Raw genomic sequence first — 23,067 nt, forward strand, 5'->3', positions numbered from 1 at the left:
TGCTCGCGAAAGCGGTGTGTCAGTCAACATTGATGTATCTGACACCCCGCTTTCGCGAGCAAGCCCGCTCCCACATCGATTGTGTCCAGCCCTTCTATTTCAGGCGCTGGCACCGCCCTGCACCAGTAACATGCATTTATCGAACGTTTCCGCGCTGATTTTATCGTTTGTCGATCTTTGCCCGGATGACAAAACTGCGGCCATCTCAAATAAAAACAACATGAGAGCTGCCCCATGCCCCATCTCGACGAGTTAAAGACTCTGGACGGCGCCCTGCCGCATCCAGCGGTAAACGACCTTTGCACCCAGGTCAAAAGCGGCGAGATCAATCGCCGGCAATTCCTGCGCACCGCCGCCCTGCTGGGCGTCACCGTGGCCAGCGCCAGCACCTTTATCGGTTCGGCACTGCTCGGTGATTCGGCATTCGCCGCCGAGGATCAGCCACCGCGTCAGGGCGGCAGCCTGCGTTTTGCCTGCGCCATTCAGGAAATCCAGGACCCGATGCTGATCACCTGGATCGAAGCGTCGAACCTGCTGCGCAATTCCCTGGAGTTCCTGACCTGGGTCGATGCCGAGAACATCACTCACCCGTACCTGGCCGAAAGCTGGAGCCCGTCCGAAGACCTCAAGGTCTGGACCTTCAACCTGCGCCAGGGCGTCAAGTGGAGCAACGGCGACGAGTTCACCTCGGATGACGTCGAGCACAACATCAATCGCTGGATCGCCGCCGATTCCAAGTCGGTCAACCGCACCGCGTTCCAGGACATCGCAGCTTTCGAAAAAACCGGCCCGTACCAGTTCCGCCTGGTGCTCAAACGCCCGATCCTGGCCGTCCCGGAAATGCTCAGCGCCTTCACCTGCACCCTCGTTCACCGCAGCTTCAAGGCCGGCGACGACTGGACCAAAAACCCGATCGGCACCGGCCCGTTCAAGCTGGTTTCATTTGCGGTCAACAAGCAAGCCACCTTCGCCAAACGCGCGGACTACTGGCGCAAACCGGCCAACCTCGACGAACTGCGCTACGTCGACATGGGCACCGACATTTCCACCCATCTGGCAGCGTTGCAGGCCGGTCAAGTCGACGTGCTGTACCGCGTCACCGTCGCCGAACTGGACCTGGCCAAACGCTTGCCGGGTGCCCAATTGCTCAGCTGCAAGTCGGCGCAAACCGTGGTCATGCGCATGGCCTGCGACCAGAAACCATTTACCGATGTGCGCATCCGCAAAGCGGTGGTGCTGTGTGCCGATAACGCGCAGATGCTGAAGATTGCCTATCGCGGCATGGGCACCCTCGGTGAAGACCACCACGTCGCCCCCTCCCACCCGGAATACTCGCCGCTGCCCATGCGCGAGCGGGATGTCGCCGGGGCGAAAAAGCTGTTGGCCGAAGCCGGTTACCCGAATGGCATCGACATCGACCTGATCGTCGGCAACACCCAGGGCCGCTACGAACAGGACTGCGCGCAGATCCTGCAACAGAACTGCCTGGAAGCCGGTATCCGCATCAACCTCAAAGTGATCCCGGCCACCCAGTACTGGCCGATCTGGGACAAGGCGGCGTTCAGCCTGACCTATTGGGCACACCGTCCGCTGGGCGTGATGTCCCTGGAGCTGGCCTACCGCAGCGGCGCCGCCTGGAACGAAAGCCACTACAGCGACCCTGCGTTCGACGCCGCGCTGGACAAGGCCATGGGCATCATCGATCCGAAACAACGCGCCCTGGCGATGCAGGACGTCGAGCGCATCCTGCAAGACGCCGCCGTGATGGTGCAGCCGTTCTGGGGTGACAAGTTCACCGCCACCAGCAAGAAGGTCCAGGGCTTCAAGGTTCACCCTTCGGACTTCTACCCAATGGATGAAGTCTGGTTGAGCGCCTGACGCGCAGCCCCATATGTGCCCGCCCACCGACCTGTGCGGCGGGCCGGCATCCCTTGATTAGCCGGAGCCTGCAAGCATGGCTGAATTTCTGTTGCGCAAATTGATGGCGTTGATCGCGACCCTGTTGTCGGTGTCGCTGATCGTGTTCGTCGCCCTCGAACTGAACATCGAGGACGTGGCGATCAACGTCCTCGGCCCCTACTCCGCCGCCGACCAGCGCGCCGCGTGGCTGGTGGAACATGGCTACAACCAGCCGTTCCTGTGGCGCTACCTGGTGTGGCTGAAGGATTTCGTCAGCGGCGACTGGGGCACCTCGGTGCACTTTCGTGAGCCGGTGATCAATCTGTTGCTGCCCAACCTCGGGCAAACCCTGATCCTTGCCGGTCTGGCGCTGTTGATCATGGTGCCGGTGGCCCTGACCCTGGGCATTCTGGCGGGCATTCGCCAGGGTTCGCTGGTGGACCGCCTGGTGTCGTTCCTGTCGATCGTCACCACTTCGATTCCGGACTTCGCCAGCGCGGTGTTCGTCTCGGCGATCTTCGTCTTCTGGCTCAACTGGCTGCCGGGCGTGAGCAGCATGAGTGAAGGTTTCAACGCCGCCGAACTGGCCCTGCCGCTGATGGTCCTGTGCCTGTTCGGCATCGGCTATCTGGCGCGCATCACCCGCGCTTCGATGGTCGAAGTGATGCAGGCGCCGTACATCCGTACTGCTCGCCTCAAGGGTGCGTCGACTTCGCGCATCGTGCTGCGCCATGCCCTGCGCAATGTGCTGATCGCACCGATCACGGTGATCATGCTGTACATCCCGTGGCTGCTGTCGAACGTGATCGTGGTCGAGGTGTTCTTCGCCTACAAAGGCTTCGGCTCGCTGCTGTACACCGCCTCGCTGAACCACGACGTGTACCTGATCGAGGCGTGCGCGATGATCAGCGGCGCGGTGGTTGGCGCAACCAAAATCTTTTCCGACCTGGCCTACACCTGGCTCAACCCGCGCATCACCTTGCGCAGTCTTGGCGGAGGTGGCCAATGAGCTTCCTGCAATCGTTCAAACATCCTTTAGCCCTGCTCGGCCTGCTGTTGGTGGGCGGCTGGGTGCTGATCGCCGCGTTTGCGCCGTGGCTGGCGCCCCATGATCCGCTGGCAAGCTTCTCCCCGCTGCTCACGCCGATGACCGCTGACCCCAGTGGCCAAAGCTTCCTGCTGGGCACCGACATGATTGGCCGGGACATTCTTTCGCGGCTGGTCTGGGGCACACGTACCGTGCTGTTCTGGTCGATCCTCGCCACGTTGACGGCGTTCACCGTGGGCATTGCCATGGGCCTGTGCGCCGGTTACTTCAATGGCAAGGTCGATGCCTTCCTGTCCTATGTCGCCGACACGGTGCTGTCGTTCCCGGTGCTGGTGCTGTACATCGTGATCATCATCGCCCTCGGCGCTTCGGCGCTGAACATTCTGATTGCGGTGACCTTCACCAGCGCCCCGGCAATCTTTCGCATCATGCGCGCCCTGACCATCGACATCCGCTCCCGGGACTACGTGCTCAGCGCCATCACCCAGGGCGAAGGCTCGTTGCGCATCATGCTGGTGGAAATCCTGCCCAACTGCGGCGGGCCGCTGATCGTCGATTTCTGCCTGCGCATCGGCTACACCGCGATCATGATCGGCGCCCTCGGTTTCCTCGGCCTCGGCCTGCCACCGCCGACTCCGGACTGGGGCGGCATGATCAACGAAGGCCGCAGCATGGCCATCGCGTTCCCGCACCTGGTGATCTTCCCGTGCATTGCCATCTCCACCCTGATGCTGGGCCTGAGCCTGTTGGCGGACGGTCTGGACGAACACGCCCAGAAAGGCACAAGGAGCTGAGCATGAGCAACCCACAGAACCTGCAACAAGTGCTGCGCGTGGAGAACCTCTCCATCGAACTGCCGGCCGGCGCCGACCGCAGCCACGCCGTGCACGGCATCAGCCTGGATGTGCGCAAGGGTGAAATCCTCTGCGTAATCGGCGAGTCCGGCTCCGGCAAATCCGTGCTGTCGGCGGCGATCATGGGCGACTACGCCAAAGGCCTGCGCCACAGCGCAGGGGTGATCGATTTTCTCGGCGACGACATCTGCCGCATGCCAGACGATGCCTTGCGTCAGTTGCGCGGCAATCGCATCGCCATGATCTTTCAGGAACCGATGGCGGCACTGAACCCGGCGATCCGCATCGGCCGGCAAGTCGAAGAAATCTTCGACATTCATGCACCACAAATGCCCAACGCAGAACGCCGCGAACGCATGCTCGCCCTGCTTGAATCGACCCACCTGCCCGACCCGCCACGGATCGCCAACAGCTTTCCCCACCAGCTCTCCGGCGGCCAATGCCAGCGCGTGGTAATCGCCATGGCCCTGGCGATGAACCCGGACTTGCTGATCGCCGACGAACCGACCACGGCGCTGGACGTCACTACGCAAGCGCAAGTGCTGAAACTGGTGCGCGAACTGCGCGGGCGCGGCCAGCACGGGATTCTGTTCATCACCCACGACTTCGGTGTGGTCGCGGAGATCGCCGACCGCATCGCAGTGATGGAAGGTGGACGACTGGTGGAAATCGGTGAGCGCGATCAGGTGCTCAACGCCCCGGCGCACCCGTACACCCGCAAATTGATCGCGGCGGTGCCGGCGTTGCACCCGGAATTGCACGTACCCAGCGCCGACGGCGAACTGGCGTTGCGCATCGAGCATTTGAACAAGACCTACAACGTCGGCGGCCGCTCGGTGGCGGCGCTCCGGGATGTATCGCTGCAACTGCCACGGGGCAAGACCCTGGCCATCGTCGGCGAGTCAGGCTCGGGCAAGAGCACGCTGGTCAAGGCGGCGATTCGCCTGGTGGACAGCGACAGCGGTCACGTCTGGGTCGGTGACACCGACTTCCTGGCCTTGCGCGGCGCGGCGCTGGCGGCCAATCGGCGGCGCATCCAGATGATTTTCCAGGACCCTTATGGCTCGCTCAATCCACGCCACCGGGTCGGCGACATCATTGCCCGCGCCGCGCAGTTGCGTGGTTTGTCGGCCAAGGATGCCTGGGCCGAGGCCGGTGATTTGCTTGAACAGGTCGGACTCAAGCGCGACGCCCTCAAACGCAAGCCCCGGCAGTTTTCCGGAGGCCAGCGCCAGCGTATCGGCATCGCCCGTGCATTGGCGATGCGCCCGCAAGTGCTGATCGCCGACGAAAGCGTTTCGGCCCTCGATGTCTCGGTGCAAAAGCAGGTGCTGGAGTTGCTCGCCGAACTGCAACAACGATTGAACCTGAGCATCTTGTTCATCACCCACGACCTGCGGGTGGCGGCGCAGATCAGCGACTACATCGCGGTGATGCGCCAGGGCGAAGTCGTCGAATACGGCACCGCCGAACAGGTGCTGCTGCGACCGCACAACAGCTACACCCAGACGCTGCTGGCGGCGGCTCCCGGCGCTTCGGCAATACCGGCCAACCCTGTCGATGGCCCTGCGTTGAGACTGATTCGCCCATAGGCCATCGGCCCGAAAAAACCTTTCCCCCACGCCGCAGCATTCGCTGCGGCCGGGGTTGCTGTTGCCAACAAAAAATCAAGAAAACGGGAGTAAGACTTTGCGCACACCTACCCTTCGCGCGATCCATTGCATGGCCTTGATACCGGTGCTCGGCGCCCTGGCAGCACCGGCCATGGCGGTCCAGGTCACCGACAACCTCGACCTCGGCGGCGCCGTCCGTGCCCGCTGGGACTACGACCCGGATCGCGACATCCAGAAATTCGGCCTGGACACAGTGTTCCTCAGCGCCAAGTACAACTCCGACACCTGGATCGGTGAGGCCCAGTACCGTTTCTACGGCCGTTCCTACCCCTACCAGTACACCAAGAACTACGGCGACATCCAATTCGCCAAGTACGCGTGGGCCGGCTACAAGTTCAACCCCGACCAGCAGGTGCAAGTGGGCCTGAACACGGTGCCGTTCGGTTTGCAGCCGTACTTCGGCAGCACCTTCTACGAAACCCTGGGCAACGTCATCGGCCTGGAAGATGTGCAACAGGTCGGCGCCAAGTACATCCAGCAAAGCGGCGACTGGAACGTCCAGGCCGGTTACTACCTGCGTCCGGCCTGGCAAGGCAAAGGCACCAGCAACGGCGTCACCTACTCCAGCGTGGTGTCGGAAGCCGACAGCTACGTGGCCGACGGCAGCGACAACCAGGAACGCAACACCGTGGTGTTGCGCGTGGCCAGGGCGCTGGACTTGGGGCCGTGGAAATCCGAGGTCGGTGTTTCCGGCCTGACGTCGAGCATTCAGAACAGGGACACCGATAACGACGGCCGGCGCAATGCCGTGGCCGTGCACTACCTGGGCAAGAACGGTCCGTGGGGCGTGCAGTTGCAGGCAGCGCGACAGCAGATGTCACCGCGCAACCCCGGCACCGACGAACTGGTGACCCTTGGCGGTTACGACGGCACCTACAACGTCGCCAGTCGCGGCAACCTGTACGTGGCGGATGTCAGCTATGACGTGGCCGGCAAGTACCTGTTCGACCAGGTCAGCGGGGTCAAGCTCTACGCCAACTACAGCGTCTTCGACAAATCCGCCGATGATTTCAAGACCTCGCAACGGATGATCCTCGGCACCTCGTTCGCGGTCAGCAAATTGTGGGTCTACACCGAATGGCTGTTCGGCAAGAACGATCCGTACATTGGCGGCAGCAGCTATACCCAGAGCCTTGGGGCGGGTGGGACCGATCAGTGGGAGAATCAGTTGTACATGAACATCGGGTACTACTTCTGACCCGGGATTTGTAGCGTCTGCAAGGACGCTTTCGCGAGCAAGCCCGCTCCCACAGGTTCAGTGGTGATCCCTGTGGGAGCGGGCTTGCTCGCGAAGAGGCCAGCCGAAACAACACTTGCATCAGCACCTTGCTGATAGTCATATAGGCTCCACCGAACTACTAAAGACAAACCTGCCCCACGCAACACCGGCGGCCGGTGCGGAGCCCTTCTTACATGCGTCAACTGCCCTCGCTCAATATGCTGCGTGTCTTCGAAGAAGTCGCGCGGCATCGCAGCTTCAGCCAGGCGGCTCTGGGGTTGAATGTCACCCAGGGCGCCGTCAGTCGGCAGATCAAACAGCTTGAAGATTATCTCGGCGTGGCGCTATTCGTCCGCACGCCCCAGGGCCTGACCCTGACCGAAACCGGCACCGCCCTCTCCCCGCACCTGGCGGAAGCCTTCGACCATATCGAACGCGCCCTGCAAGCGGTACGCGTGCCCAATCTGCGGCAGCGCCTGCGCATCGTCGCACCGCCCACCTGGGCGACACGCTGGCTGTCGGCGCACCTGCGAGCGTTCGTTCAGCGCTATCCCGACATCAGCCTCAGCGTGACCAACCAGTTGGGCCACGACAGCCTCGCGGAAATCGACTGCCACATCCGCTTCGGCCTCGAAGCCGCCAGCCATTGCAACAGCCGCTTGCTGGTGATGGAACGGCACATTGCCGTGGCCAGCCCGGAACTGTTCAGCGACGGCAAGCCGCCGGACCTGCGGCAATTTCCATTGCTGCACATCCTGCACGACGGCAAACGCCTGAAGGTCTGGGAGAACTGGCTGGCAGCCATGGGCCGGGACGACATCGATGCCGGGCAAGGGCTGGAATTCAGCACCCTGGACCAGGTGATCCACACCGCACTGGCGGGCGGTGGGCTGGCGGTGATCGACCGGCAGATGATCGAAAAGGAACTGGCCAATGGCAGCCTGCTACCGATCACCCCGGTGGAAGTGGTCGGGCCGTATGGCTATTGGCTGGATGTGGCGAATGACAAGCAGGGCTTGTCGAAGGTGCGGTTGTTTACCGAGTGGTTGGGACTGGTCAGCAATCCCTGATACACCAACATCCCCCTTGTGGGAGCGGGCTTGCTCGCGAAATCGGTGTGTCAGTCGACATATGTATTGCCTGACACACCGCTTTCGCGAGCAAGCCCGCTCCCACAGGTTTTTTGGGTGCTGTTACAAACCGCCCATCAACAGGTATTTGATTTCCAGGTAGTCATCCAGACCGTACTTCGAACCCTCGCGACCCAGGCCCGATTCCTTGATGCCGCCGAACGGCGCCACTTCCGTGGAAATGATCCCTTCGTTGATCCCGACCATGCCGGCTTCCAGGCCTTCGGCCATGCGCCACACGCGGCCGATGTCGCGGCTGTAGAAGTAGGCGGACAAACCGAATGGCGTGTCGTTGGCCTTTTGCAGTACCTCGGCTTCATCCTTGAAACGGAAGCAGGCAGCCACCGGGCCGAAGGTTTCATCCCGGGCGATCAGCATCTCGCTGTTGGCGTCGGCGAGGATGGTCGGCTCGTAGAACGTGCCACCCAGCGCATGACGACGGCCACCACACAGGACCTTGGCGCCCTTCTCCACCGCGTCGCTCACGTGCAACTCGACCTTGGCCAGCGCAGCGTTGTTGATCAACGGACCTTGTTCGGTTTCGCCGTCCAGGGCGCTGCCGACACGCATCGCTGCAACCGCTTCGGCGAGTTTGCCAGTGAAGGCTTCGTACACTCCGTCCTGAATGAAGAAGCGGTTCACACAAACGCAGGTCTGTCCGGTGTTGCGGAACTTCGAGGCCATCGCGCCTTTGACGGCAGCGTCCAGATCCGCGTCATCGAACACAATGAACGGCGCGTTGCCACCCAGTTCCAGCGAAACCTTTTTCAGGGTGTCGGCGGCCTGGCGCATCAGCAATTTGCCGGTGCGGGTCGAGCCGGTGAACGACAGCTTGCGCACGATGCTCGACGCTTGCAGCGCGCCACCGATCGCCACGGCATCACCGGAGACGATGTTGAACACGCCGGCCGGAATCCCGGCCTGCTCGGCCAGCACCGCCAGGGCAAAGGCCGACAGCGGGGTTTCTTCCGAGGGCTTGAGGATCATCGTGCAACCGGCGGCCAGCGCCGGACCGACCTTGCGGGTGACCATGGCCAGGGGGAAGTTCCACGGGGTAATCGCCGCGACGACGCCTATGGCTTCCTTGACCACGATGATCCGCGCATCGGCCTTGTGGCTCGGGATCACGTCGCCGTAGGCACGCTTGGCTTCTTCGGCGAACCACTCCAGGAAGCTCGCGGCATACACCACTTCGCCCATCGCTTCGGCCAACGGCTTGCCTTGTTCGCGGCTGAGCAGCGTGGCCAGATCCTTCTGGTTGCTTAGCATCAAGTCGCTCCAGCGCTTGAGGCGCTGGCTGCGTTCCTTGGCAGTCAGCTTGCGCCAGGCCGGCAAGGCGCGGTTGGCGGCTTCGATGGCCAGGTTGGTTTCGTCTGCGCCGGCCTTTTGCACCTCAGCGATCAGTTCGCCGTTGGCCGGGTTCAGCACCGGATAAGTCGCACCGCCGCTGGGCCCCCCACCGCTTAACCATTGCCCATCGATGAAATTGCCGTGACGAATCAACGCGCTCATGCCACGGCCTCGGTCAGGTTGAAACGATCCAGGCCCGGACGCGCAGTGCGCAGGATACGTTTGCCGGCGGTGTAATCGTTGATCACGTCGCACGGCGTGTAGTTGCGTTCCAGCTCGTGCAGCTCTTCGGTGTCGAGCCTGGTTTCCAGGGCCGCCAGGGCACTGTCGAACTGTTCGGTGGTGTCGGCGCCGACCAGCATGCAATCCACGCCCGGGTGGTTGGCCACCCACGCCTGGGCAATCTGCGCGTTGGACACGCCACGGGCACGGGCGACACGTTGCACCGAATGGGCGATTTCGAACGAGGCTTCGTCGCTGTACATCTGCTGGGTGAAGAAGTCGGTCTGGTTGCGGGTCGACTGCGCATCACCGGTCAGCAGGCCACGGGCCAACGGGCTGAACACCGAGACACCGAGGCCCTGATCGCGGCAGAACGGGATCATCTCGCGCTCTTCTTCACGGTAGGCGCAGTTCAGTTGCAGCTGCATGTTGATCGGCTTGACCCAGCCATTGCGCTCGCAAGCCATGAGAATTTTCGCCAGTTGCCCGGTGAGCATGGTCGACACGCCAATGTAGCGGGCCTTGCCGGAACGCACGATGTCGTTCATCGCGCTCATGGTTTCTTCGACCGGCGTGTTGACGTCGAAGTAGTGCAGCATGAAGACGTCGACGTAATCCATGTCCAGGCGCTTCAGCGAAGCATCGATGCTGTCCATGATGTGCTTGCGCGAGTGGCCGCTGGCGTTGATACCACTGCGGGTGCCGTAGCCGACCTTGGTGGTGATCACCAGGTCTTCGCGACGGGCCAGGCGCTTGACGATGCGCCCCACCACTTCTTCGCCTGTGCCTGCGGAATAGAAATCCGCCAGGTCAATGAAGTTCACGCCCTTGTCCAGGGCGTGCTTGACGATCGGCTCGCTTTTCTTCTCATCGAAGATCCACGGTTTCCAATCCGGGGTGCCCATGTTCATGGTGCCCAGGCACAGGCGGGAGACTTCGAGGCCGGAGTTGCCCAAACGAATGTATTGCATGGCGCGGACCTCAGGCTTTTGGCGTGTAGAAAGGGTTGCTGATGTGATCGACCACATCTTTTAGCTGCGCGGTTTCCGGTTTGCCGGTCAGGGCGGCGCGGATTGCGGTGCGGCAGGCGTTGTAGTTGTTCAGGTACACCGCATCGAGGTCGTCGCAGGCCGGGTTGACCCAGTTGGCGGTGACGATGGCCCACTCGTCCTCGGCTTCCGGCGGCAGGGTGCCGTCGAGCAGTGCTTCCAGAACCGCCTTGGCAATGCCGGCCTGCGACGCGCCCCAGGTGGCGTTGCCGTGCAGGTCGCTGCCGATTGCGGCCTTGTTCACATACAGGGTCATCGGCTTGACCGGGATGTTCGGCTGGGCGATCACCATGAACGGGCAGTGCCCCTGGCTAGGCGACGCCAGGCTGTTGGCGAACGCTTGCCCTGCCGGGCCGTTGCGCGGGCCGATCAGGATGTTGATGTGCGCGGCGTTCACGCCCGGGCCTTCGAAACCTTCACCGATGTACAGGTCGAGTTCTTTCATGATCATTACTCTTGGGGACGCAGAGGGATTTGTTTGGAGGTTCAGCAGCGCACACAGGCACGGGGCCTGGCGTGGCAGATGTTCGGGTTCGAAGAGCGCAGCAGGACGCTGGCGAAGACGCGGCAGTGATGATGAGTCATGGTTGCAAACGCTCTTTTTTGTTGTTGATGAGCTGGTTTGCGATTTTTTAACACTGGGGGTTGGCGGGGCTGTAACCATTAAAAGTCATGGGGGTATGACTTCAAGTCATACCCCCTGAATACCTGCGAACAACCTGTGGGAGCGGGCTTGCTCGCGAAGGCGTAGTGTCAGTCGCTATCAATGTTGACTGATACGCCGCTTTCGCGAGCAAGCCCGCTCCCACAGGGTCTGCGGTGCTTGGACTTACTGAGACATTTCGCTTTTTTTCATTGCATCCTTGGACATTGCATCTTTTTTCATCGCGTCCTTGGACATTGCGTCCTTGGACATGCTGCCTTTGGACATGGCGTCCTTGGACATCGAATCGGTTTTCTTCATCGCGTCTTTCTTCATCGCATCCTTGGACATCGAGTCCTTGCTCATGCTGTCGTTACTCATAGTGTCAGCTGCAAAGACACTGGCGGCACCAACGGCCAGGCACATGGACAGAACAACAGTGGTCAACTTTTTCATGATGAAACTCCTTGGAGCACGGGATTGCGGACGGTGAATGTTTCGGGTGTTCATCAGCTGCCACCAAACCAGTTGTAGCCCTGGTCTTCCCAGTAGCCGCCGCTGTAGGTGTTGCTGACGAAAATCGCCTGAATGTGTTTAGGGTTCTTGTAGCCAAGTTTGGTGGGCATGCGCAGCTTCATCGGGAAGCCGTATTGGCGCGGCAGCACCGCGCCGTCATAGGTCAGCGTCAGCAGGGTTTGCGCGTGCAGCGCGGTGGCCATGTCGATGCTGGTGTAGTAGTCGTCGGCGCATTTGAAACCGACATATTTGGCATCGGTGTCGGCGCCGATGCGCTTGAGGAAATCGCTGAAACGCACGCCACCCCAACGACCGATCGCGCTCCAGCCTTCAACGCAAATGTGCCGGGTGATCTGCTCGGTCTGGGCCATGGCACGCAGCTCTTCGAGGCGCCAGCTGCGCTTGTCGGCGACCAGTCCGGTAACTTCCAGGCGATAGCTCTCCTCCTCCACCGTCGGTGCCTCGTCGATGCCGTAAAAGGCATTGAACGGAAACGGTCGGGTGATCATCGACTCGGGATAGGTCGGCGCCATCGCGTTGGGGTTGAACAGCCAGCCCTGCACGCGGTCGTTGAAGCGCGACATGGACGACAACGCGGTCTCGACGCTTTCGTTGTCGGTGATGTTGCAACCGGACAACATGGCCACGCCGCCCAGAGTCAGGCCGCGCAGCAGGAACGAGCGGCGCGAGCGGTCTTCAATCTGCGGGGCGAGGATCTTGCGGGCGTCGGTGAGGATCGACGACTCGTCCAGCCCGGGTATCTGAATGCGCTTTTTCATGCTTGCTCCTTGCGGCCGACGATCATGGCCAACAGCGTTTTCGGCACCAGCGCGACCATCAGCAGATGCACCGCCACGAAGGCCACCAACAGCGCCATAGCGAAGAAATGCACACGCCGTGCGCCTTCGTAACCGAACAGCAATTCACGCAACAGCGGGAACTGCACCGACTTCCACAACACCAGCCCGGAGAGCACCAGCAGCGTGATATCGACCATCACGAACAGGTAGGCGACTCGTTGCACCTGGTTGTAATGACTGAGGTCGGCGTGTCCGAGTTTTCCGCGCAACGCGGCCCACAGGTCATGCAGCACGCCTCTGGGCGAAACCGGGAAGAAGCGTCGCTTCAGGCGTCCGCTGAACAGATTGAAGGCCAGGTAGATCAGGCCGTTGATCGCCAGGAACCACATCGCCGCGAAATGCCATTGCAGCGCGCCGCCCAGCCAGCCGCCGAGGGTGATCGACTTGGGAAAACTGAATTCGTAGATCGGCGAAGCGTTGTAGATGCGCCAGCCGCTGGTGACCATCACCAGCACCGCCAGGGCGTTAAGCCAATGGGTCAGGCGTAGCCAGCGTGGATGACTGGACTTGGGTGAAGCAGTGGTCTGCGACATGTCCGGCTCCCGGTTGTTATTCGTTGGAGCCGATTATGGGAGCCGGAAGATCGCCAAATCCTCACGTAAAGTTAAATTAAACGTGATAACTCGTTCCTGACGAACATCAGAAAACCTGTGGGAGCGGGCTTGCTCGCGAAGACGGTGTGTCAGTCGACATCTGTATTGCCTGACACACCGCTTTCGCGAGCAAGCCCGCTCCCACAGGGGGATTTGTGTGGTCCGCCGTATGCGCAATTATGTTTAAATGCCGCCCCCTACAAATGACCGACCCGACCCGATGAACCCTGAAGCCCTCGCCACCCTCAACCAACAGGTGCTGACTGCCCTGGCGGCCGCCCCCACAGAAACCCGTCGCCTGTTCCACGGCCGTGGTCGCTGCTGGCCGGGGCTGGAGCAAGTGACTGTGGACTGGTTGCAAGGCGTGGTGCTGGTGGCGCTGTTCAAGGAGCCGGAAGCAGCGCAACTGGAAGACTTGAAACAGTTGCTGATGGCGATTACCCAGTCTGAACAGTGGGCAAAATCCGGCGCCCATACGCTGCTGCTGCAACATCGCTACCTGCTGCAAAGCACCACCGAATGGCTGCTCGGGGAAGCCATCGAGGAAATGACCATCACCGAAGGCGGTCTGAAGTACCGGGTCGACCTGGGCCGCAAGCAGAACACCGGGCTGTTCCTCGACATGCGCTATGGTCGCGACTGGGTACGGGCCAATGCCGAAGGCAAACGGGTGTTGAACCTGTTCGCCTACACCTGCGGTTTTTCGGTGGCAGCCATCGAAGGCGGCGCGAGCCACGTGGTCAACCTCGACATGTCGAGCCCGGCCCTGAGCCGTGGTCGCGACAACCACCGGCTCAACGGCCACGACTTGAGCAAGGTGAGTTTCCTCGGCCACGACCTGTTCAAGTCCTGGGGCAAGGTGATCGGCAAAGGCCCGTACGACCTGGTGATCATCGACCCGCCGTCGTTCCAGAAAGGCAGCTTTTTACTGACCAAGGATTACCAGCGCGTGCTGCGCCGTTTGCCGGAATTGCTCAGCCCGCAAGGTACCGTGCTGGCGTGCATGAACGACCCGGCGTTTGGCCCCGACTTCCTGATCGACGGCGTGACTCGTGAGGCACCGAGCTTGCGGTTCGAGCAGCGGCTGGAAAATCCGCCAGAGTTTCCGGATGCGGATGTCGAGTGTGGGTTGAAGGCGTTGGTGTTCAGGCTGGAAGGCTAAAAGATCACAGCCTGGACACTACTAATGCGGATTTCGTATGCCCTCGACTCGGTAATGAACACCACCTTGGTGGCTCAACATAAGTCGGTGGACTCCCCGTTTGGTACTTCCAGGAAAACCTCGCAGATCCGCAGACCACAAACCGTCGTGATGGCGATGCCAACTGAGCGCTCCAGTGCGGCCTTCACGCAGACTGCTGATCGTTGAGGAAACACTCTTGTGGCACGGGTCAGACGAATTACCCAGGATTGAATCCACCGCGTGAGTATCAATTTCCCAGTGTTGAACTGATTTCGGCGCCATTGATGATGCGACCGAGCTCGTGCCGGACTGTGACGTTTTACCGGCCTTGCGCATGTTCGAGACAGAGGCACCTTCTACCTCAAATGATTCAACATAGGGCGATTGTTCAGTGGATGATTGCTCTTTCGGCGTATCTCGAACCAGCAGCGTGTTGTAGCCAAGCCGCTTTAGCCCTCGAACCGGATTTTTTTCCGTGCTAAGGACGCGCCATGCCTTGTCTACGTTGCCTTCGGGACCTGTATAGCCAAATATTTTTCCTGTTTGCGAATGGAAAAGTCTAAGGACCACCCCATCACTTCCCGAGGCATTACGGTGTTCAAAAGCAAAGCTCGAAAACTTTGTAGTTTCCTCCTGTGTCAGGCTTTCGTTCGCCGCCAGGCTGGTGGCCAGATTTTTAATGTCCTCCCCAAACTGCCGTTCCACTACGTCTTGATTGGCGGCCACAGCCTCTGGTCGTAACTGTAGATACTCGTGCGTTCGCACAATCCCGAACAGCGCTCCACCCAACAGGGCGCCGACTGAGGCACCTGTCATGGCATTGCCCGCCAACCAACCCAACCCGGCCCCGGTCAAGGTCAGCAAGAACATGAGAATAACCCCTCCCAAAATCTGGGTACCCGTAACCTGCTCTCCGTTTAATCCGAATCGATCAGCGAAGTTGATCGGGTTATTACCCACCATCGCATAGCGATTGGGCCCCTCCACTTCCCCCGCCGGATCCGGACAAATCCAGTGCTGCAACCAAGGGGCGTAATACCTATAGCCATAGTAATAGAGCCCGGTCGCATCCCGTTCCTTGCCCGAATAACGAATGGTTTTGTACTTCGCTACCAATGCGCTTTTACCCGCCCAGCACGCCGTGCCGCCAAAGGGGTAATAGTGTTCCTGGGTTAGCACGCCCGCCTCATCGTCCAGTTCCAGGGTGCTGGAACCGAGGTGGTCGCTGAGGCTGAAGCGCAATTGATCGTCATGAGTACCTTGGGGCCAGTGCAGCGCCCGCACGCTACTGCGCCCGGCTTCGACGCTGATCACGTGATGTTCTTCGCCATCGGCCTGACGGTGGATTTCCAGACCCGGGAGGTAACGGACCTCGCTGCACAGGGTGCGACCGCCGCTGTGGGCGACCCCCACTTTGCGCAGGCGATGACCGGGGCGGTCGTAGCGGTAGCCTTCGTAGTCGTCCGGCCCGGTTTCACGTTTGACCAAGGTGACCTGGTGCAATTGATTGCGGCTGTCCCAGGTCATGGCTTGACCACGTTGCAGTTCCTGTTGATTGCCACAGGCATCGAAACCCAAGGCGACTTCGGGCTCGCCCGGCAGCGAACCATCATCGCGCTGCCCGAGGCTCCGGTTGCTTCGTGTCGAGGTGAACATCGAAAACCTGGGCGCATCGCTCTGCTGGCGGCTAATCAAATTCCCGCCCCGGTCGTACTCGAAGCACTGGGTGTAATTACGCCGTTGATTAGGGTCCAGCGGTGTGGGCAGCAGTGTCGGCAGCGTCGGACCATGACTCGGCTGGCTGACCTCCCAACCCCGGGCTTCGACCAGTTGATACAGGCTGTCATAGCGGTAGCGATTGATCGGGTCGATGCGCTGGTTGTTGAAATGGCTGACGGCTTGAGACAGGTCTTGCAGCTCGACGATGTTGCCCGCCGGGTCGTAGACGTAGTTCAGTTCCTGCAACGGCTTTTGATTGCCGACTGCCGCTACCAGCCTGAGCAGCCGGCCGTCATCGGCCGCATACTCGGCGTGGGTCAGCACGCCATTGCCGGCGGTTTCGCTTTCGATCTGATCCTGGGCGTTGTAGCGGATCGCACTGACCAGCCGTTGCGGACGCTTGCCCTCACCGGCCATTTGAAGCCAGACCTCACTCAACTTGCCCGCCCTGTCGTAGCCAACGGTGCGAACATTGCCCATCGCATCGGTTTGACGCTGAAGCTCACCACCGGGGTTGAAGGCGTGGCGAGTGATGAACGACCGATCTTCCAGCCATGAATCGCGCTCATCGAGGCCCAAAGGCCAATCAGGAGTTTCGAGATCAGCGAGAAAACGTCGATCCTCAACCAGCACGGCACCGGTAAGCCCGTAGGCGAGGAAGACTTGAACTCCAGCCGGATCATCATGGCGGATCAACTGCCCGCACTGGTTGCGCTCGGCGAACGCTGGAGCGCAATCACCGTAGGTCAGTCGCTCCACTACCCGAGGCGCTTCTCCAGCGACCTGTTCCATGACGGCGATCGGTCGCTGTTGTGCGTCGAACCCGGTGCGGCGCTGACTGCCTCGTGCATCCCAGAAGGAACAAGGCGAACCGGCCTGATCCGGCAAACCCAACTGCCATCCGCCATCGACGCTGTCCGTCAGTAACGGTTGACCGCTCAGGCCGTAGAGCGTGATCAAGTTCGGCTTCGGCGCCGTACCCCACAATCGCGGGTCCCAGGATTCGACCAAACGGCCTGCCGCGTCAAAGCGTTGCCGGGTAATGCGCGGGTCAATCACCGGGCTGTCGGGATGGCGGCAATAGCCCACGTTGCGAACCGCCAGGGTGCGCGGGTCGATGACCGACAGCGTCGGTGTCGCGGCGTGAGGGTTCATGGCGTTGACAGCCCTTCGTTCTGACTGAGGACAGACTGGGCCTTTTTTCGCCGGACCGTAACTGTAAGAAGTTACAGTTGAGCGTCTTTGACATCACCATGGTGGGCAAAGCTTTTTCCATTCAAGCGGATGAGACGCAGGGCAGGCGATTCAACGCGGCTGCAACACCAAGGCAAACAACTCGCCATGCCCGCTCACGTTGAGCTTGTGATAGAGGTTGCGCCGGTGCACTTTCACTGTCTCCGGGGAGATGCCCATTTGCTGGGCGATGGCCTTGCTGGAGAAGCCCTGGAGAATCAGGCGCGCAGTTTCGATTTCCCGCAGCGTCAGGCGTGCGTCGAAGCGATCGAGCAAGGTCGCCAGATCGCCGGCCGGTGGTTCGGTAGCCGGCCCTTCAGGCGGCAGCAAATCCAGGTGTCGGCGCATCGCTGCCAGCACCCAGTCACGCATGCACAGCAGGCGGCCCTGTTCCTCAAGGCTAAAGCGTGAAGCACGTCCGAGGGACAGGCCGAGCACGGCACCGTCAACGTTGACCATGAACTGCAACTCGTCCCCACCGACCACGGCGCTGAAGTAACTCAGGTAATACTCGCTGTGCTGGAACTGGTCGGGGGCCACCGATTCGAGGCTGTGCAAACCGTCGGCAATGCCTGCGCAAGCGGCTTGATAGAACGGATCGAGCAGGTACATGCCGGCACTGTAGTCCGCCAGTTCTTCCTGCTCATCGCGGTTGCCATTGGCATCGAAATCAATCAGCAGGCGCGGCACATGCCCCGGGCGCATCAGCGCCACCAGGGCGTTGTCCAGCGGCACCAGCAAGCGCAGGGTATCGACCAGCGCACGCCAGAAACCGTCCCGCCCCACCGCCGTGAAGACCCGCGCCAGCCCCTGGTGCACCGGCAACTCTTTCAACAACGCGTCCACGCACTACCCCTTTTGAGTAACCCATGATGGGAATGGGTGAAGGTCACCCTGGTCGATACGCTGCAAACTCCTGATTACCACCGGCCGCAACAGGCCAGGAGTGCCGCATCATGAGTCGTCACCGCTTGTATTTCAATCTGGGGTTTGGCGCCTGCCTGGCGGTGTCGCTGTCGGCATTTGCCGTCGAAGCCCCGACCGTGCACGTGTACAACTGGTACGACTATATCGGCCCCACCACCCTGCAGGATTTCAAGCGTGACACCGGGATCGCGCCGGTCTACGACACCTTCGACAGCGCCGAAGTACTCGAAGGCAAGTTACTCACCAGTCGCAGCGGCTACGACGTGGTGGTGGCGAGCAACTTCAGTCTGCCCACGCTGATCAAGGCCGGCGCCCTCGCCCCACTGCCCCGTTCGCAGATGCCGGACTTCAAGAACATGGACGCCGATCTGCTGGCGAAACTGGCCAACAACGATCCGGGTAACCAGTACGCCGTACCGTATCTTTGGGGCACCAACGGCATCGGCTACAACATCGACAAAGTGCGCGCAGTGCTGGGCGACAAGGCACCTGTGGATTCCTGGGACCTGGTGTTCAAGGAGGAGAACCTGGCCAGGCTCGGCGAATGCGGCGTGGCCATGCTCGACTCGCCGTCGGAGATGCTGCCGGTCGCCCTGCACTACCTCGGCCTGCCACCCAACAGCACTAACCCCGAGGACTACAAGAAAGCCGAAGCGCTGCTGCTCAAGCTGCGTCCGCACATTGCCTACTTTAACTCGTCGAAGTTCATCAGCGACCTGTCCAACGGCAACATCTGCGTGGCGGTCGGTTGGTCCGGGGCGATGCTCGAAGCCAAGGCCACCGCCGAGCAGGCCGGCAACGGCGTGAAGATCGCCTACAGCCTGCCCAAGGAAGGCGCGCCGGTGTGGTTCGACACGCTGGTGCTGCTCAAGGACGCACCGCACCCGGAACAAGGGATGGCGTTCATCGACTACCTGATGCGCCCTGAAGTCATCGCCCCGGTCAGCGACCACCTCAACTATCCCAACGGCAACCGCAGCGCCACGACGCTGGTCGCCGAAGCGACCCGCAGTAACCCGGCCGTCTATCCGCCAGCGGAAGCCATGGCCACGTTGTTTACCCTCCAGCCTTTGCCGCCGGCTACCGAGCGTGTGCGCACGCGGATCTGGAGCAAGGTCAAAAACGGTCAATAAACACACCGCATGTCCCTGTGGGAGCGGGCTTGCTCGCGAAAGCGGTGGATCAGCAAAAACTGATAGCGACTGACACTCCGCCTTCGCGAGCAAGCCCGCTCCCACAGGGGACGTACGGTGCCCGAAATACCCCCTTTTTTCTGCCACGAATTGAAGATGAGAAAAACCATGAAACCACGCGCCCGCGACCTGAATATCTCGTTCGGCCAACTGCAACCCGGCCCGCTCAACGCCATCACCGATGTCCCCGGCGTGCGAGTCGGCCACAGCGATGTACGAGGCCGCACAGCCAATGGCCGCGACATCCTCACTGGCGTCACCGTCATCGAACCGCGTGCCGGTTCCACCAGTCAGCAACCCTGTTTTGCCGGCGTACATGTACTCAACGGCAATGGCGATGCCACGGGGCTGGAGTGGATTCGCGAAGCGGGGTTGCTGACCAGCCCCATCGCGTTCACCAACACCCATAGCCTGGGTGTGGTTCGCGATGCGCTGATCGTGCTCGATCGCGAGCAGCAAGCCGATGACGGGCGTCTCTACTGGAACATGCCGGTGGTGCTGGAAACCTTCGACGGCCTGCTCAACGACATCAACGGTTTTCACGTGAAGCCTGAACACGTGGCCCAAGCCGTGCGCTCGGCGGCGGGTGGCCCGGTGGCCGAAGGCAATGTCGGCGGTGGCAGCGGCATGATCTGCCACGAATTCAAGGGCGGCATCGGCACCGCGTCGCGACGCTTGAACAACGCCCAGGGTGGCTGGACGGTGGGGGCAATTGTCCAGGCCAACCATGGCATCCGTCATGAACTGCGCGTCGACGGGTATCCGGTCGGGCGCTACATGGAACAGGTCGATTCGCCGTTCCTCAAGGCCTCGTTGCCCCATCCGGGCATGGGTTCGATCGTGGTCTGCCTGGCCACCGATGCGCCGTTACTGCCACACCAGTGCACGCGCCTGGCCCAACGCGCCAGCCTCGGCCTGGCCCGCACCGGCGGCGGTAATGAAGACCACAGCGGCGACATCTTCATCGCCTTCGCCACCGGTAACGATCACGTGCCGCCGGCCGCCTATGAGAGCAAGAAAGCACCGACCACCGACAACCTGAGCATGGTCAACAACGACCACATCAGCGAGCTGTTCCTGGCCGCCACCGAAGCCGTGGAAGAAGCCATCATCAATGCCTTGCTCGCCGCCGACACCGCCGAAGGCAACGGGCACGCGGTGCAGGGGCTGGATGTCGAAACGTTGCTCAAGGCGTTGCGTAGCGCTGGCTGGCCGGGGGATGCGACTAGTGGTACTTGAGTGAAACACTCGGTCTTTTTACGATGAACTTGCGCAGCCGTTTGTTGACTCAAACCGCTGCGTAGGTGGTGAGTGCACTGAACCCCTACCAAGCTCACCGCCTGCTTCACGCGCATCTTGAGCCTCACGGCTCCTCTTCCTCCCCATCAAAGAGCTTTGAGGCTCTTTTTTTGCCTCTGAAAACCAACACTATTCATTGTGGGAGCGGGCTTGCTCGCGAAGGCGGTGTGTCAGTCAATATTTATGGCGACTGATACGACGCCTTCGCGAGCAAGCCCGCTCCCACAGGGGGGGATTTTCATTGGGGTTGGGGGATGCACAGCGAACGCCACGCCGCCTCCGCCAGCATGTCCCGGTATGCCTTCGGGCTGCCCTTGACCCGGCCCGACAACCAGGCGCGGCAGTAACTGTCAGCCTGGCCGACGATCAGCGACGGTATCAACTCCGCCGGAAAATTCCCCAACTCATTACCGTGTGCCCCCAGCCACTCCAGCAACTGCTTGTTGCGCGTCTTGTTGCGGGTGGCGAGTTCGTCCTTGAACGGCCCCTTGGTGACGGCAAACCGCGCGTGGTACTGGAACCGTGCCCACTCCGGCTGGCTATCGACCCAATCCACATAGCTGTGCACCAGCGCGTGCACCCCCGCTTGTGTGGTGTGTGCGTCAGCCAGGTAGCTGTCGCGCAAACGGGCCTGATCGTCGAGGGCGGTAAAAAACAGCGCCGCCACCAGACCTTCCTTGTTGCCGAAATGGTGATAGATCGCGCCGACGCTGGTATCGCATTCGGCGCGAATCATTTCGATGGTCGTGGCCTCGATCCCCTGTTCGTTGAACAGGCACAGGGCCTTTCTGAAGATGTCGCGCTTGAGTTCGGCGCGTCGTCCGGGGTAGCAGCGTTCGAGCAGGTCGGCGGTTTCCATGCTGAAAAACAGTCCAGAACAATCATGAGGACGCTGGCGAATGCCAACGGGTAAGTCGCAACAGGTTGACAGATTTCTCATCGACAGAATACTGTTCCGTCACAGAACAATATTCTGTTACGGAATATTGTTCTGCAAACTGTCATCCTCAAGAGGCAAAAAAATGAGTCAGTTCCTCAGCATGTTCAACAGCGCAGGGCCAGAAGGGTTCAGCAAAATGGCCTGCCAGGTGGCGCCCTACTTCTCCACCATCAACCCGCTGGTCCAGGATTTGCGCAAAGGCTCTGCCACCGTGCACGTACCGTTCGCCCGGGAGATCACCAATCATTTGGGTACGGTGCATGCCATTGCCATGTGCAATGCCGCCGAACTGGCCGCCGGGATGATGACCGACGTTTCCATTCCCGCCGGCGCACGCTGGATTCCCAAAGGCATGACCGTCGAATACCTGGCCAAGGCCAAGAGCGATGTGACGGCGGTGGCCGCGGGGGAAGCAGTGGACTGGACCACTGAAGGCGACAAGATCGTGCCGGTGGACATTCACGATGCCGAAGGCAAGAAGGTGTTCACGGCGCGGATCACCATGAATGTGAAGCTCGCCTAAACGCTGCCCGCAGTTAAATGTGGGAGCGGGCTTGCTCGCGAAGGCGTCGTGTCAGTCGCCATCAATGTTGGCTGACACACCGCTTTCGCGAGCAAGCCCGCTCCCACAGGGGAATTGTGGTGTTTAGTTGAACACGGTCAGACCAGGCGCAACCGGGGGCCAGACGCCGGCACCGCATCGTCACCCAACCGCGCCCGCACAAATTCATTGGCCTTGCGCGTCAACTGGTCCAGATGCCGGTCGCGTTGTTTTTCCGCATCGGTCATGGCCCGCTTGCCGTGCTTTTGCAGCAGGTAGGTATGAATCTGCCGCACTTCCAGCGAGCTGTAGATCGACGCCACATCCAGCAGCGCCATCAAGCCATCGGTGGCGTGGTCGCGGGTGTTCATCAACACCTGGGTCGCACGCACGCCCACCACCTGAAAACCCATCGCCTCGAAATACGGCACCTTGGCCACCGCGCAGGTCAGCTCGGCATGGGGATAACGGCCGACCATTTCCCGCAGCATCCGTCGGGCCACGCCCTGGCGCCGATATTCGGCCTGTACCGCCATGTACGCCACGCCGCAAGCCTCGGGGTCATCCTGCACAGGCAGGTACAACAGAAAGCCAATGACCTTTTCCGGATCGTCTTCGTCAGTGGCAACGATCAACTCCACGGCAATACCCTTTTCACCATTCAGCGCCTCCAGATACAGATGCACCTCATAGCCGATCGCGTATTGATAGAGGTTGTACAGCAAGTTGCTGGGCGGGATCGCGACCATGCTGATGTCGGTCAGGTTGTCGACCACCATCTGCAGGATCTGGCTATTGATGTGCTCGGGGCACGGGGTCTTGAAATGGCTGATCAGGGGCATTGCGGTGACAGGCTCCGTGAGGCAAGGGCCGCCTATCATAGCGCGCCTGACACCTGCGGTCCGAAGGGTGATGGACAGACATCCCCCCTATTCATGAGCCATGCACATCGCCAGCGTTTGCCTTACGGCTGGAG

General features: G+C 61.0%; 21 protein-coding genes. 11 read left to right on the top strand and 10 right to left on the bottom strand.

Annotated elements, in window-relative coordinates; all coding sequences use genetic code 11:
• The 7 genes from PMI28_RS31005 to PMI28_RS19475 form a co-directional block, all read left to right on the top strand.
• The coding region (locus PMI28_RS31005; RefSeq protein ID WP_238540675.1) for a hypothetical protein at positions 1-256 on the top strand (256 nt) is incomplete at its 5' end.
• A complete protein-coding gene (locus PMI28_RS19500) occupies positions 235-1,878 on the top strand; it encodes an ABC transporter substrate-binding protein (RefSeq protein ID WP_007984938.1) in 1,644 nt (547 codons plus the stop codon). The genes PMI28_RS31005 and PMI28_RS19500, both read left to right, overlap by 22 nt.
• A gap of 76 nt (positions 1,879-1,954) precedes the next feature.
• A complete protein-coding gene (locus tag PMI28_RS19495) occupies positions 1,955-2,908 on the top strand; it encodes an ABC transporter permease (RefSeq protein WP_007984940.1) in 954 nt (317 codons plus the stop codon).
• Positions 2,905-3,741, top strand: a complete 837-nt coding sequence (locus PMI28_RS19490) for an ABC transporter permease (protein WP_007984942.1) — start codon at positions 2,905-2,907, stop codon at positions 3,739-3,741. The genes PMI28_RS19495 and PMI28_RS19490 overlap by 4 nt, the downstream gene beginning before the upstream one ends.
• Before the next feature lie 2 nt (positions 3,742-3,743).
• Positions 3,744-5,393, top strand: coding sequence for a dipeptide ABC transporter ATP-binding protein (locus tag PMI28_RS19485; protein ID WP_007984945.1), 1,650 nt, complete (start codon positions 3,744-3,746; stop codon positions 5,391-5,393).
• 130 nt (positions 5,394-5,523) lie between these two features.
• On the top strand, positions 5,524-6,672 hold the full coding sequence (locus PMI28_RS19480) for a hypothetical protein (RefSeq protein ID WP_033063205.1): 1,149 nt from the start codon (positions 5,524-5,526) through the stop codon (positions 6,670-6,672).
• 215 nt (positions 6,673-6,887) lie between these two features.
• A complete protein-coding gene (locus PMI28_RS19475) occupies positions 6,888-7,763 on the top strand; it encodes a LysR substrate-binding domain-containing protein (protein ID WP_007984948.1) in 876 nt (291 codons plus the stop codon).
• 123 nt (positions 7,764-7,886) lie between these two features.
• Here PMI28_RS19475 and PMI28_RS19470 read toward each other — a convergent pair whose 3' ends face one another.
• The 6 genes from PMI28_RS19470 to PMI28_RS19445 all read right to left on the bottom strand — a co-directional run bounded on the left by PMI28_RS19470 (position 7,887) and on the right by PMI28_RS19445 (position 12,996).
• Entirely contained in the window at positions 7,887-9,335 is a 1,449-nt protein-coding gene (locus tag PMI28_RS19470) for an NAD-dependent succinate-semialdehyde dehydrogenase (RefSeq protein WP_007984950.1), read from the bottom strand.
• Positions 9,332-10,366 (bottom strand): aldo/keto reductase, encoded by a 1,035-nt coding sequence (locus tag PMI28_RS19465; protein WP_007984952.1) that lies wholly within the window; start codon positions 10,364-10,366, stop codon positions 9,332-9,334. The genes PMI28_RS19470 and PMI28_RS19465 overlap by 4 nt, the downstream gene beginning before the upstream one ends.
• Positions 10,367-10,376: 10 nt before the next feature.
• Complete coding sequence (gene fae, locus PMI28_RS19460; RefSeq protein ID WP_007984954.1) at positions 10,377-10,889, bottom strand: formaldehyde-activating enzyme; 513 nt, start codon at positions 10,887-10,889, stop codon at positions 10,377-10,379.
• A gap of 384 nt (positions 10,890-11,273) precedes the next feature.
• Entirely contained in the window at positions 11,274-11,543 is a 270-nt protein-coding gene (locus PMI28_RS19455) for a pentapeptide MXKDX repeat protein (protein WP_007984957.1), read from the bottom strand.
• 53 nt (positions 11,544-11,596) lie between these two features.
• Positions 11,597-12,382: a molybdopterin-dependent oxidoreductase gene (locus PMI28_RS19450; RefSeq protein WP_007984959.1), complete on the bottom strand. Its 786-nt coding sequence runs from the start codon at positions 12,380-12,382 to the stop codon at positions 11,597-11,599.
• Entirely contained in the window at positions 12,379-12,996 is a 618-nt protein-coding gene (locus tag PMI28_RS19445; RefSeq protein WP_007984961.1) for a cytochrome b/b6 domain-containing protein, read from the bottom strand. Before PMI28_RS19445 ends, PMI28_RS19450 begins: the two co-directional genes overlap by 4 nt.
• Positions 12,997-13,276: 280 nt before the next feature.
• Here PMI28_RS19445 and PMI28_RS19440 point away from each other — a divergent pair, with 280 nt between their 5' ends.
• Positions 13,277-14,218, top strand: coding sequence for a class I SAM-dependent methyltransferase (locus PMI28_RS19440; RefSeq protein WP_007984963.1), 942 nt, complete (start codon positions 13,277-13,279; stop codon positions 14,216-14,218).
• Between the two features lie 21 nt (positions 14,219-14,239).
• On the opposite strand, the gene PMI28_RS19435 is transcribed toward PMI28_RS19440, so the two are convergent.
• Together PMI28_RS19435 and PMI28_RS19430 are read right to left on the bottom strand one after the other, a co-directional pair.
• Positions 14,240-17,113 (bottom strand): RHS repeat domain-containing protein, encoded by a 2,874-nt coding sequence (locus tag PMI28_RS19435; protein ID WP_007984965.1) that lies wholly within the window; start codon positions 17,111-17,113, stop codon positions 14,240-14,242.
• Positions 17,114-17,263: 150 nt separating this feature from the next.
• A complete protein-coding gene (locus PMI28_RS19430) occupies positions 17,264-18,037 on the bottom strand; it encodes a helix-turn-helix transcriptional regulator (protein WP_007984966.1) in 774 nt (257 codons plus the stop codon).
• 110 nt (positions 18,038-18,147) lie between these two features.
• Here PMI28_RS19430 and PMI28_RS19425 point away from each other — a divergent pair, with 110 nt between their 5' ends.
• Entirely contained in the window at positions 18,148-19,251 is a 1,104-nt protein-coding gene (locus tag PMI28_RS19425) for an extracellular solute-binding protein (RefSeq protein ID WP_007984967.1), read from the top strand.
• Between the two features lie 168 nt (positions 19,252-19,419).
• Positions 19,420-20,550 (top strand): DmpA family aminopeptidase, encoded by a 1,131-nt coding sequence (locus tag PMI28_RS19420; protein WP_007984968.1) that lies wholly within the window; start codon positions 19,420-19,422, stop codon positions 20,548-20,550.
• 298 nt (positions 20,551-20,848) lie between these two features.
• On the opposite strand, the gene PMI28_RS19415 is transcribed toward PMI28_RS19420, so the two are convergent.
• The gene (locus tag PMI28_RS19415) at positions 20,849-21,469 is read right to left on the bottom strand and encodes a TetR/AcrR family transcriptional regulator (RefSeq protein WP_007984969.1); all 621 of its coding nucleotides are present in this window, start codon (positions 21,467-21,469) and stop codon (positions 20,849-20,851) included.
• A 163-nt stretch (positions 21,470-21,632) separates the two neighbouring features.
• Here PMI28_RS19415 and PMI28_RS19410 point away from each other — a divergent pair, with 163 nt between their 5' ends.
• A complete protein-coding gene (locus PMI28_RS19410; protein WP_007984970.1) occupies positions 21,633-22,073 on the top strand; it encodes a hotdog fold domain-containing protein in 441 nt (146 codons plus the stop codon).
• A 137-nt stretch (positions 22,074-22,210) separates the two neighbouring features.
• Here PMI28_RS19410 and PMI28_RS19405 read toward each other — a convergent pair whose 3' ends face one another.
• Complete coding sequence (locus PMI28_RS19405) at positions 22,211-22,933, bottom strand: GNAT family N-acetyltransferase (protein ID WP_007984972.1); 723 nt, start codon at positions 22,931-22,933, stop codon at positions 22,211-22,213.
• Between the last annotated feature and the right edge of the window lie 134 nt (positions 22,934-23,067).

This window comes from Pseudomonas sp. GM48 (assembly GCF_000282335.1).
Taxonomy (GTDB): Bacteria; Pseudomonadota; Gammaproteobacteria; order Pseudomonadales; family Pseudomonadaceae; genus Aquipseudomonas.